Source organism: Priestia sp. KCTC 13724 (genome assembly GCF_056820425.1).
Map to the genome: position 1 here is coordinate 1 of NZ_JBXDLD010000165.1, position 12,800 is coordinate 12,800.

11 protein-coding genes and 1 other RNA gene are annotated in these 12,800 nt (G+C 39.6%); all 12 read right to left on the minus strand.

All coding sequences use genetic code 11. The features are described from left to right. Positions 1-104: 104 nt before the first annotated feature. The 12 genes from ssrA to AC1UFB_RS18080 all read right to left on the minus strand — a co-directional run bounded on the left by ssrA (position 105) and on the right by AC1UFB_RS18080 (position 12,784). Positions 105-466, minus strand: a transfer-messenger RNA (tmRNA) gene (gene ssrA / locus AC1UFB_RS18025). 137 nt (positions 467-603) lie between these two features. Further along, positions 604-1,071 (minus strand): SsrA-binding protein SmpB, encoded by a 468-nt coding sequence (smpB, locus tag AC1UFB_RS18030; protein WP_076512327.1) that lies wholly within the window; start codon positions 1,069-1,071, stop codon positions 604-606. Between the two features lie 64 nt (positions 1,072-1,135). Then, the gene (gene rnr / locus AC1UFB_RS18035) at positions 1,136-3,490 is read right to left on the minus strand and encodes a ribonuclease R (protein WP_328100798.1); all 2,355 of its coding nucleotides are present in this window, start codon (positions 3,488-3,490) and stop codon (positions 1,136-1,138) included. Between the two features lie 115 nt (positions 3,491-3,605). Beyond that, entirely contained in the window at positions 3,606-4,346 is a 741-nt protein-coding gene (locus AC1UFB_RS18040; protein ID WP_025907469.1) for an alpha/beta hydrolase, read from the minus strand. Positions 4,347-4,619: 273 nt separating this feature from the next. Next, a complete protein-coding gene (gene secG / locus AC1UFB_RS18045) occupies positions 4,620-4,853 on the minus strand; it encodes a preprotein translocase subunit SecG (RefSeq protein WP_025907467.1) in 234 nt (77 codons plus the stop codon). A 180-nt stretch (positions 4,854-5,033) separates the two neighbouring features. Beyond that, complete coding sequence (gene eno / locus AC1UFB_RS18050; RefSeq protein ID WP_025907465.1) at positions 5,034-6,329, minus strand: phosphopyruvate hydratase; 1,296 nt, start codon at positions 6,327-6,329, stop codon at positions 5,034-5,036. Between the two features lie 25 nt (positions 6,330-6,354). Beyond that, positions 6,355-7,887 carry a 2,3-bisphosphoglycerate-independent phosphoglycerate mutase gene (gpmI, locus tag AC1UFB_RS18055; RefSeq protein WP_328100797.1) on the minus strand — a complete coding sequence of 511 codons (1,533 nt, stop codon included), beginning with the start codon at positions 7,885-7,887 and terminating at the stop codon, positions 6,355-6,357. After that, positions 7,887-8,642: a triose-phosphate isomerase gene (gene tpiA / locus AC1UFB_RS18060; RefSeq protein WP_025907462.1), complete on the minus strand. Its 756-nt coding sequence runs from the start codon at positions 8,640-8,642 to the stop codon at positions 7,887-7,889. The genes gpmI and tpiA overlap by 1 nt, the downstream gene beginning before the upstream one ends. A gap of 187 nt (positions 8,643-8,829) precedes the next feature. Further along, positions 8,830-10,014 carry a phosphoglycerate kinase gene (locus tag AC1UFB_RS18065; protein WP_025907460.1) on the minus strand — a complete coding sequence of 395 codons (1,185 nt, stop codon included), beginning with the start codon at positions 10,012-10,014 and terminating at the stop codon, positions 8,830-8,832. A 306-nt stretch (positions 10,015-10,320) separates the two neighbouring features. Then, on the minus strand, positions 10,321-11,328 hold the full coding sequence (gene gap / locus AC1UFB_RS18070; protein WP_025907458.1) for a type I glyceraldehyde-3-phosphate dehydrogenase: 1,008 nt from the start codon (positions 11,326-11,328) through the stop codon (positions 10,321-10,323). 46 nt (positions 11,329-11,374) lie between these two features. Next, a complete protein-coding gene (locus tag AC1UFB_RS18075) occupies positions 11,375-12,403 on the minus strand; it encodes a sugar-binding transcriptional regulator (RefSeq protein WP_025907456.1) in 1,029 nt (342 codons plus the stop codon). 132 nt (positions 12,404-12,535) lie between these two features. Continuing rightward, complete coding sequence (locus AC1UFB_RS18080; protein WP_025907455.1) at positions 12,536-12,784, minus strand: glutaredoxin family protein; 249 nt, start codon at positions 12,782-12,784, stop codon at positions 12,536-12,538. Positions 12,785-12,800: the final 16 nt, after the last annotated feature.

Here is a 12,800-nt window from a genome sequence, read left to right on the forward strand (position 1 = left end):
TTCTCATCATCAAAATGCGATGATGAGAACCCTTTTTCATTATTTTTGGCTAGTTATGTCCCAGCCTCTATTATAAGTAAGGTTAGCCACCAAAATTATGTATTTGGTGGAGACGGTGGGAGTCGAACCCACGTCCAGAAATATCGCCACTTAAGCGTCTACGAGTGTAGTCAGCATATTCGCATTTCGCTCATTTATCTGCCTGCTGACAGGCGCCCAAAGAGCTAGTCTGATTAATCTCTTCCTTCGTCCTCAGACGGCGAACTCCGGCGTAGCCCACTTAAAGTGAGTCCCTTACCCTACCACATGGGCGATGGAGGGAGGAACCGCTAAGCTGTTATTAGGCAGCTAAAGCGAAGTTATTGTTAGATTTGCCAGTTATTATTGGCGTTGATGTTTTAACGAGGCCATCTCCTCGACTCGCAACCTAAGCTCGAACTATCCCTGTCGAATCCGTAACGTCCCCATTATGAAAAGGGAGTCGGAATGCGTAAGATTTTTCACTTACAGCAGATAGCGACTTGTGTTTGCAAAAGTCATCTAACGAATAACTATTTTTATTATAGCACAAAACAAGCATTTCGCAATTGTAAAATAATGTAACTATTCTTTTTGACGATCGCGGAAAGCTCGCTCTATATCGCGTTTCGCTTCTTTACGTTTTAAGTCTTCGCGCTTGTCATATTTCTTTTTACCCTTACCAAGACCTAATAAAACCTTAGCAAAGCCGTTTTTTAAATAGATTTTCAACGGTACAAGTGAATACCCTGTTTCCTTGGTATAGCCGATCAATTTATTGATTTCACGCTTGTGAAGTAAAAGCTTGCGAGTACGCAGCGGTTCATGGTTGTAGCGGTTTCCTTGTTCATATGGACTAACGTGCATATTATGTAAGAATACCTCACCGTTTTGAACGCGTGCGAAGGAGTCTTTTAAGTTTACGCGCCCGTTACGAATCGACTTTATTTCTGTTCCTTGTAGGACAATTCCTGTTTCGTACGTTTCTTCAATAAAATAGTCGTGTCTTGCTTTTTTATTTTGAGCAACTACTTTCCCTTCACCTTTTGGCATACTTGCTTATTCCCCTTTCATTCGCTCGTCTTTAGAAGCAGCCGTTAAGGCTGCTTCTATTCACTTATTTACGCTTCTTCTTTTTCTTTTTAAGATTTGGTGCGCCTTCAAAGAATTTTTTCTTTTTCTTCTTTTTCGGCTTTTGTGTTGTCCATTCACCTTTTGAATCGCCTGCTTTATCTTTGCGACGACCTCTGCGGTTTTCTTTATCGTCCTTGCGTGACTTTTGTTTCATGTTAATCACTTTTGGACGGTCTTTTGACAAACGCTTTTGACTTGTCTTCATGCCGACAATAACAAAGTCAATGGCACGCTCGTCTTTATTCACATCAGCAACTTTAATTTCAATTTCATCGCCAATACGGAACACTTTTCCTGTTCTCTCACCAATCATTGCATAATGGCGTTCATCATAGCGATAATAATCATCCGTTAAATCACTAACATGTACAAGACCTTCAATTGTATTTGATAGTTCAACGAACATTCCAAAGTTTGTTACTGAGCTAATAATTCCGTCAAACGTTTCACCAATTTTATCTGCCATAAACTCCGCTTTTTTCATATCGTCCGTTTCACGCTCTGCGTCAACCGATCTTCTTTCCATGCTTGAAGAGTGATCAGCAATTTCAGGAAGCTTTTCGCCCCATTTTTCTTGCGTTGCTTCATCCACCTGATTGTTAATTAAATACGTACGAATTAAGCGATGAACGATTAAATCAGGATAACGGCGAATTGGAGACGTGAAATGTGTGTAGAACTCCGCTGATAGTCCAAAGTGGCCAAGGTTATCTGCTTGATATTTGGCTTGCTGCATCGAGCGTAGCATTACTTTAGAAACCACCATCTCTTCTGGTGTTCCCGCTACTGCTTCTAAAATGTCCTGTAGCGCACGAGGATGAATGTCATTTCCTGTTCCCTTTACAGCGTATCCGAAATTCGTCACAAATTCTAAAAAGCGATTAAGCTTTTCTTCTTTTGGATCTTCATGAATACGGTACATAAACGGAACATTCATCCAGTGAAAATGCTCAGCCACAGTTTCATTTGCTGCTAGCATGAATTCTTCAATTAGCCTTTCGGATACAGAGCGCTCACGCAGTATCACATCGGTTGGATGACCGTCGTCATCAACTAATACTTTTGCTTCTTTAAAATCAAAGTCGATTGCTCCTCGGTCCATACGCTTTTTACGAAGAATTTCCGCCAGTTTTTCCATACGCTCAAACATTGGAATCAGCTCTTCATAACGAGCGCGAACGGCTTCATCTTTGTCTGTTAGAATTTTATTAACATCGGAATACGTCATTCGCTCAGTTGTTTTGATTACACTTTCGAAGATATCATGATTAACCACTTCTCCAGCTGAATTAATTTCCATTTCACAGGAAAGCGTTAATCGATTTACTTTTGGATTTAAGGAACAAATCCCGTTTGAAAGTCGATGCGGAATCATAGGAATTACGCGATCTACTAAGTAGATACTTGTTCCGCGTTCTGCCGCTTCTACATCAATTGGTGAACCTTCCGTTACATAGTGACTAACATCTGCAATGTGAACACCTAACTTATAGTTACCGTTTTCAAGCTCTGTTACCGTTACCGCATCATCTAAATCTTTAGCATCTGCCCCATCAATAGTAACAATCACTTGGTCTCGTAGATCTCGACGACCTTTTATTTCGTCTTCTGAAATCGTTTCAGGTATATTAATCGCTTGCTCTAAAACATCGCCTGGAAACTCCTGTGGAAGTCCATATTTATGAATAACTGAGATAATATCGACTCCTGGATCATTTTTATGACCTAAAATCTGTACAATTTTCCCTTCTGCATTCATGCGCCCTTCTGGATAGCTTGTTAACTCTACAACAACCTTATGTCCTTCTGCCGCCCCATTACGTGCATCTTTAGGAATAAAGATATCTCCTGCGATCTTTTTATCATCCGCAATAACAAACCCAAAGTTTTTACTTTCCGTGTACGTTCCAACAATTTGTTGTGTACCACGCTCAATGATTTTAACAATGGTTCCTTCACGGCGGTTACCTGAAGACTCTGACAGTACGCGAGCTAATACAATGTCTCCATGCATTGCATTGTTTATCTCCGTGGGTGGAATGAAAATATCATCCGCTCCTTGCTCTTCTGGGACAACAAATGCAAATCCCTTGGCATGACCTGTTACTTTTCCTTTAACGAAATTCATTCGTTCAGGTACACCATATCGATTGTTTCTTGCTCGAATTATAAGACCTTGTTCTTCCATGATTACAAGAGCTTTTACAAAATCTTTAAACTCAGCTGAATCTTCAATCCCAAACTCTTTCTCTAATTCTTGGACCGTTAAAGGTTTATACGTTTCTTCTTTCATAAACGTTAACAAACGGTCAATATACTGTTGAATTTCTTGTTCCAAGTCTTTCCCTCCTTTTCGTTGTGCTTATCAATAACACTATTTATCAAAAATAGCATTCATCCGTCCTCATTTACTTTTTTGGCCAACTTTAGGCTCTCATTTTTTGATTAGCCTTTTACCAATCTAATGATTCTAAGAATTGATAAACATCTTCATGCAGCTGGTCTCTTTCCTTATCTAACGTAATAGCATGACCCGATTCTTCATACCATTTAATATCTTTTACAGGTGACTCAACATTATTGTAGATAATATTTGCACTATCTGTATTAATCATATGATCGTTACGTGCTTGTACAACAAATGTTGGTGCATAAATCATATCAACAGAGTCTCTAACTTCTGAAATTAGTCCTTGTAATGCGTTCAACGTATTCATCGGTGTCTTCTTAAATTCTTCCATCTCTTGCTGGATTTGATCTTCAGATTTTCCTTCACGCTTTTTATATTCGCGAGCGTACTCTAAAACACCTTCATACATCACTTCTTCACTTTTGATATACATAGGTGCGCACATTGGGACAATACCCTTTATAGGTACAGTGTAACCTAATTTAAGCGAAAATACGCCACCAAGTGATAGCCCAACTGCTGCAATGCTTTCATGACCACGATCTTTTAAAAGCTGATAGCCATCCATTACGTCTTTCCACCAATCTTCAGGCCCTGTATGTACTAATTCTTCAGGTGCTACGCCATGTCCTTTATAATGAGGTGCATGACACGTGTACCCTTTCTTTTCTAAGAAGCGTCCGAGCATACGAACATCTGCTGAATTACCTGTGAATCCGTGTAATAACAATACGGCTTTATCTCCACCTTCAAAAGTGAACGGTTTTGGTTGTGCAATTTTCATTTCAATTAACTCCTTTTTTCTATAATGTCTACAACTATGAAGAAATCAGTCATTTTTTTATGTGATATGTCTCACAAAGCATGACCTAATCATTGTGTTTGTTTATGTAATTCCATTTGTCCAAGCAAAATGGAATCTTTTTCATTAAATATTCATTATATCATTACATGAATTTAAAGTTAAAGAATTGAACACTTATGAAAAATACCACCTGATGTATACAACTTGGCACATACCAAATTCGTATACATCAGGTGGTATTTACAAACGAACTTACAGTTGAAAATATGATACCGCAATCGTTAATAAGAAAAACAGCACGGATAATACAACCGTTAAACGATGCAGTACTAAATCAAGTCCACGCGCTTTTTGCTTACCGAATAATGTTTCAGCACCACCTGAAATTGCTCCAGATAAGCCAGTGGATTTGCTTGTTTGAAGAACAACAACCACGATTAGCGCAATCGAAACAATAACTAGCAGCGTGATTAGAAATGTGTGCATATGCTACCTCCTGTAGATAAGGAAAATAAACTGTTGCTATCTATACAAACTATTTTTATATGCTAAAAATCAGACTACTTTAAAGTAAATTTATCATAAAATGGCTATTGGTACAAGTCAAGACAATAAAAAAAAGATGGATGAAAAGCTTTCATCCATCTTTTTTATCACTCATATAACTTATTTCTTTAAGTTATAGAAAGATTTAGCGCCATCGTATACAGCTAGAACACCTAGCTCGTCTTCGATGCGTAGTAATTGATTGTATTTTGCAATACGGTCTGTACGAGACATAGAACCAGTTTTGATTTGGCCAGCGTTTGTTGCAACAGCGATATCAGCGATTGTTGCATCTTCAGTTTCACCAGAACGGTGAGAAACTACAGCTGTGTAACCAGCGCGTTTAGCCATTTCAATTGCTTCAAATGTTTCAGTTAATGTACCGATTTGGTTAACTTTGATAAGGATAGAGTTACCTACACCTTGTTCGATACCTTGAGCAAGCTTTTTCGTGTTTGTTACGAATAAATCATCACCAACAAGTTGTACTTTACCACCGATACGATCAGTTAAAAGTTTGTGACCATCCCAGTCATTTTCGTCTAAACCGTCTTCGATTGAAACGATTGGGAATTCGTTAACTAGTTCTTCGTAGAAGTCTACCATTTCAGCAGAAGTTAAACCGTTACGGCCTTCTCCAGCTAAATCGTATTTACCAGTTTCTTTGTTGAAGAATTCAGAAGAAGCAACGTCCATACCTAATTGGATGTCTTGACCAGCTTTGTAGCCAGCTTTTTCGATTGCTTCAACGATTACTTCTAATGCTTCACGGTTAGAACCAAGGTTTGGAGCGAATCCACCTTCGTCACCTACAGCTGTGTTTAAGCCTTTTGCAGATAATACAGCTTTTAACGCGTGGAATACCTCAGCACCCATACGGATTGCTTCTTTAAATGTAGGAGCTCCTACAGGTAAGATCATGAATTCTTGGAAGTCAACGTTGTTATCAGCATGAGAACCGCCGTTGATGATGTTCATCATTGGAGTTGGTAATTGCTTAGCGTTGAATCCACCAAGGTAACGGTATAATGGAAGACCTACGAAGTCAGCTGCTGCATGAGCTACTGCCATAGATACACCAAGGATAGCGTTAGCACCTAGTTTACCTTTATTTTCAGTACCATCTAGCTCGATCATAAGGCGGTCGATACCGATTTGGTCAGTTGCGTCCATACCTACTAATTCAGGAGCGATGATTTCGTTTACGTTTTCAACTGCTTTTAATACACCTTTACCTAGGTAACGAGATTTGTCACCATCACGTAGTTCTACTGCTTCGTGTTCACCAGTAGAAGCACCACTTGGTACGATTGCGCGTCCGAAAGCGCCTGACTCAGTGTATACTTCAACTTCAACTGTTGGGTTACCGCGAGAATCTAATACTTCGCGTGCATAAATGTCAAGAATTGTTGGCATTTTAAAACTCTCCTTTAAAAATCAATTATTTAATTAATGTTTTACCTGTCATTTCTTTTGGCTGAGCTACATCTAAAAGGTTAAGCATTGTAGGAGCTAAGTCACCTAGAATACCATCTTCACGAAGCTCTACGCCTTGCTTTGTTACGATAACTGGAACTGGATTTGTTGTATGAGCCGTCATTGGGTTACCTTCAAGCGTTACAACTTCATCAGAGTTACCATGGTCTGCTGTGATGATTGCTGTACCACCTTTAGCTAAAATCGCATCCACAATTTTACCTAGGCATTCATCGACTGTCTCAATTGCTTTAACTGTTGGCTCTAACATACCAGAGTGTCCAACCATATCTGGGTTTGCAAAGTTTAAAATAATAACATCTTGCTTGTCTCCTTCGATTTCTGCAAGCAACGCGTCCGTCACCTCATAAGCACTCATCTCAGGTTTTAAATCGTATGTTGCTACTTTTGGTGAATCGATTAAGATTCGCTTTTCACCAGGAAACTCTGCTTCACGTCCACCGCTCATAAAGAACGTTACGTGTGGGTATTTTTCTGTTTCTGCAATACGAAGCTGCTTCAAGTTGTTTTGAGATAATACTTCACCAAGCGTATTATCCAAGTTAACAGGCTTGAAAGCTACATATCCGTTAACTGTTTCACTAAAGTGAGTTAAGCATACGAAATGTAAGTTTTTCGGATGTTTTTCACCGCGATCAAACGAGCGGAAGTCTTCGTTTGCAAACGTATTTGAAATTTGAATCGCACGATCAGGACGGAAATTATAGAAAATAACTGCATCTTCATCTTTGATTGTCGCAACAGGTGAACCGTCTTCTTTTGTAATAACAGAAGGTAAGACGAATTCGTCGTATACGCCGTTTTCGTAAGAGTCTTTTACGCACTCTTCTGGGCTTGTATAAGATGGACCTTCACCGTAAACCATTGCGCGATAAGCTTTTTCAACGCGCTCCCAGCGTTTGTCACGGTCCATTGAGTAGTAACGTCCTGAAAGTGTTGCAATTTCCCCAACGCCGTACTCTTCAATTTTTTCATTTAATTCTTTTAAATACTGCTCGGCAGATTGAGGTGCTACGTCACGACCATCTAAGAAACCGTGGATATACACTTTCTCTAGACCTTCTTTTTTCGCTAAGCGAAGAAGAGCATATAAATGCTCGATGTGACTGTGAACACCACCGTCCGATAAAAGTCCGAAAAGATGAAGGCTTGTACCTTTTTCTTTTGCGTGTTTCACCGCAGCTACAAGCGTTTCGTTTTTCTCAAACTCACCTTCGCGAATTGCTACATTCACACGTGTTAAGCTTTGATAAACAATACGACCTGCACCGATATTTAAGTGTCCTACTTCAGAGTTACCCACTTGGCCTTCTGGTAGACCTACAGCTTCACCTGATGCTTGAAGTGTCGCATGTGGAAACTCGTTCCAGTAACGATCGAAGTTTGGTTTTTTTGCATGTTTAACTGCATTACCTTTTTCTTCATCACGTAATGCAAAACCATCTAAGATGATTAATGCTGTTGGTTTCTTACTCATTACTTACCAGCCTCCAAAAGCTGTAAGAATGAAGAAGCTTCTAAGCTTGCTCCACCTACTAAAGCACCGTCGATGTCTGATTGAGACATGTATTCTTTGATGTTAGCAGGCTTTACGCTTCCGCCGTATTGAATACGAACTGCATCTGCTACGTCTTGAGAGAATTGCTCTGCTACTACGCTACGGATATAAGCACAAACTTCGTTTGCACCTTCTGCAGTTGAAGATTTGCCTGTACCGATTGCCCAGATTGGCTCATAAGCAATAACAACTTGTTTTGCTTGCTCGTCAGTTAAACCTGCTAACGCTTTTTGTACTTGGTTAGCTACAACTGTTTTTGTTTGATCTTGCTCATACTCTTCATTTGTTTCACCGCAACAAACGATGGGTGTTAAACCATGTTTGAATGAAGCGATTGTTTTTTGATTTACTGTTTCGTCAGTTTCAGCGAACATTTCGCGACGCTCAGAGTGACCTAAGATTACATAGTTCACGCCTAAATCAGCTAGTGCAACTGGGCTTACTTCTCCAGTGAATGCTCCGCTTTCTTCAAAGTGCATGTTTTGTGCACCAACTTTTAAGTCTGTACCTTTAGTTGCTTGTACTAAGCGGTCTAAGAATAATGCTGGAGCACATACTACTGATTCTACGTTCTCAGGAGATGGTACTGCTCCCTTTACTTCTTCAACAAAGCTTGTTGCTTCTGAAAGTACTTTGTTCATTTTCCAGTTTCCTGCAATGATTGGTTTACGCATGTGTAACACCGTCCTTTGTTTATTGTTGGTTTCCCTTCACTCACGTTGGATTAAAAAGAGGGTGCTGTTCAAAAGAGGTCGGTCCACACTCTTTTTATCTCTTTCATGTCCCACTCGTTACTCTCTTTGATGTTCGTTCTTAGCATCAGTTTTCAGGTCGGTCCTCCATCTAACTGTTACGTTCAACTTACTTATCGTTTAGAGCAACTACGCCTGGAAGTTCTTTACCTTCCATAAACTCTAGTGACGCACCGCCACCTGTAGAAATATGGCTCATTTTATCAGCTAAACCGAATTTCTCAACAGCTGCAGCAGAGTCTCCTCCACCGATTACTGAGTATGTGTCAGTTGCTTCAGCTAAAGCTTCCGCTACTGCTTTTGTACCGTTAGCGAATGTATCTAATTCAAATACACCCATTGGTCCATTCCAGATCACTAGCTTAGAGTTTTTAATTACGTCAGCATAGATTTCACGCGTTTTTGGGCCCGCATCTAAGCCTTCCCAATCGCTTGGAATGTTCTCAATTGATACAGTCTGAGTGTTTGCATCATTTGAGAAGTCATCTGCTACTACCACGTCTACTGGCATGTAGAAGTTAACACCATTTTTCTTCGCTTTTTCCATGAATGATTTTGCAAGATCAATCTTATCTTCTTCAAGAAGAGATTTACCTACTTCATGGCCTAGTGCCTTAATAAATGTGTAAGAAAGTCCTCCACCGATGATTAAGTTATCTACTTTATCAAGCAGATTATCAATTACATCGATTTTGTCTTTAACTTTTGCTCCACCAACAATTGCAGTGAATGGACGGTCTGGGTTTGATAATGCTTTAGAAAGCACATCAAGTTCTTTTTCCATTAAGAAACCTGCTACTGCTGGAATATGGTGAGCAATTCCTTCAGTTGAAGCATGTGCACGGTGAGCTGCACCAAATGCATCATTTACGTAAACGTCTGCTAACTCAGCAAATGCTTTTGCTAATTCAGCATCATTTTTCTCTTCACCTGGGTAGAAACGTACGTTTTCAAGTACTAAAACATCGCCTTCGTTCATGCTGTCGATTGTTTTTTGTACGTTTTCACCAAAAGCTTCGTCAGCTTTTGCTACGTCTTTACCTAAAAGAGCTTGTAAACGCTCTGCAACAGCAGTTAAACGTAATTCTTCAACTACTTCGCCTTTTGGACGTCCAAGATGGCTAGCTAAAATTACTTTTGCACCTTGTTCTACTAGGTGTTGAATAGTAGGAAGAGCTGCACGAATACGAGTTTCATCTGTTACTTTTCCGTCTTTCATTGGTACGTTAAAGTCTACGCGACAAAATACTCGCTTTCCTTTTACATCGATGTCTCTCAACGTTTTTTTATTCATCGTCAAAAGGCCTCCTTAAGTATTATGGGGTACTAAGCGATTAGGCTTCTATGTAAATCACAATATAGCTAGCTGTAGTAACCTTTCATATATTGGCGCCTTACAATATGAAAAATGCCACGACTAGCAACAAGATGACGTTTATGCTGTAGAAGCCGATACATAAATCAAGGAAGAGGGGGGGGGCCCCTCTCTTCCTTAGCAAGTCTTATTATAGTATTTCTCATTTGAGATATCCAATAAAAACAAAGCAGTGTCCTATGGGATATCTATCTAGCTATGACTAAAGAGTCGATTTCGCTGTTCTTATAGTCCTTTAGCAGCGATGTATTGAGCTAAGTCTACTACACGGTTAGAGTATCCGCTCTCGTTATCGTACCAAGAGATAACTTTTACCATGTTACCTTCCATTACCATTGTAGATAATGCGTCGATTGTAGAAGAGTTGATGTTACCGTTGTAGTCACCAGATACTAATGGCTCTTCGCTATAGCCAAGGATCCCTTTAAGATCGCCTTCAGCAGCTTCTTTAAGAGCGTTGTTTACATCTTCAACAGTTACTTCTTTATCAAGCTCAGCAACTAAGTCTACTAGAGAAACGTTTGGAGTTGGAACACGCATAGCTCCACCGTTTAATTTACCTTTTAATTCAGGTAATACTAGAGATACAGCTTTAGCAGCACCAGTTGAAGTTGGGATGATGTTCTCAGCAGCTGCACGAGCACGACGGTAATCTTTATGTGGTAAGTCTAAGATTTGTTGGTCATTTGTGTAAGAGTGAACCGTTGTCATCATTCCACGTTTAAGGCCGAACTTGTCGTTTAACACTTTAGCGAATGGCGCTAAGCAGTTAGTTGTACAAGAAGCATTTGAAATTACGTTGTGGTTAGCTGCATCGTATTTGTCTTCGTTAACACCCATTACGATTGTGATGTCTTCATCGCTTGCTGGAGCAGAGATGATTACTTTTTTAGCTCCTGCTTCTAAGTGTTTTGCAGCGTCAGCGCGTTTTGTGAAGAATCCAGTAGATTCAACAACGATATCTACGCCTTGTTTGCCCCAAGATAATTGAGCTGGGTCACGCTCAGCAGAGATTTCGATTGTTTTACCGTTTACTACTAAGTTGTTGCCATCTACTACTACTTCTGCATCTAATTTACCGTGTACAGAATCATATTTTAAAAGATGAGCAAGCATGTTAGCGTCAGTTAAGTCGTTAATTGCTACTACCTCAACGTTATCGTTTTTTAAAGCTGCGCGGAATACGTTACGGCCGATACGACCAAATCCGTTAATACCAATTTTTACTACCATGGGTATTTCCTCCTTGAATGTAAAAAGTATTTTTTATAATCAGGGATTAATTAAAATCCCTTACTAACTCTTTTGCAGCACCTTCATCTGTAATCAGAATCGAATGATGTGCTTGTTGCATAAATGCTCGAATTGCCTTTGCCTTCGAAGAACCACCTGCTACCGCGATGACACATTTATTGTTCTTTAAATCATCGAGTTGTATGCCAACTGTTTTCACTTTATGAACAACTTCTCCCTTTTGATTGAAGTAATATCCAAAAGCTTCACCAACAGCATGTCCTTTTTTGACTTTTTCTAAGTCTTCAGAAGATGTCCTTCGACGCTCCGCCATTGTCATAGCGTCTCCTATTCCATGAACAACCATACTTGCTGACTTAATTAATTGAATCATCTCCCGAATGGAAGGTTCCCCTACAATTGACTTATAGGCTTCGTCACTTAGCTGGTCTGGGACATGAAGAAGACGATACTGACCCATCGATTTTTCAGCCATTTTTGCGCAAATAGTGTTCGCTTGGTTTTGAACATTTTCACCAAGTCCACCACGAGCTGGCACAAATAGAACATCAGGGTGCTTAATTTCGGGTGTCATCATATTGGCAACAGCGGCAAGCGTTGTACCACCTGTAACAGCAACAATCTTTTTGGAATCAACAAGGCGCTCTTTGATGCACGACACAGCAGCTCTACCCATTTCGTTTTTAACAAAAAGTGAAGAATCGCTATCTCCAGAAACAACAACGACTTCTGCTAAAGAAAAGGCTTCTTTTAATGTTGTTTCCAATAATCGAAGTCCGGAAACTTCTTTCATTACGACTTCTAAATCGTGTAGCAGTAGCTCACCTTCTGTCGTAAGTGTCATTCCAGTTGTCTGCACATCAATTAAATCTTGCTCTTTCAGAAATGTAACCTCACTGCGTAACACACGCTCTGTTAACCCTAAGCTAACAGCTAAGTTGCGTCTACCGATCGGTTGCATTAAGCGTATGTACTGCAAGATTTGATATCGCTTTTGCATAACAGATAGAAGTTCAGGCAATAATTTTCGTTGTACTTCTATTAATGAACGCATGTTTAAATCTCCTTAAGGCGCAAGTTCGTTGGACAACATAAGTCCCATATAGACATATTTTGTCCCACCCACGCAAAAAAAATTCACCCTGTTACATGTTTCATTCTAACAGGAGTGAATCCTTTATTCAACTCATCTGATGGCGTTTTTATAAAGTAAACGCTTTCTTATATTTTCTCTTTGAATTTTCCCATACATAACAACCTCACCATCGATTTCTATAACCGGAATCATAAGATGAAATTGTTCTAATAAACGTTCATCTGAGTAAATATCCTTTTCAATCACACTAAAGTTAAGGTCATGCTGTAAGGCAGTTAACATATCTTTAACCTCTTCACATAAAGGGCATGTTTTTCTTGTATACAAAACAACCTGCATCGACATCACCTTCTTT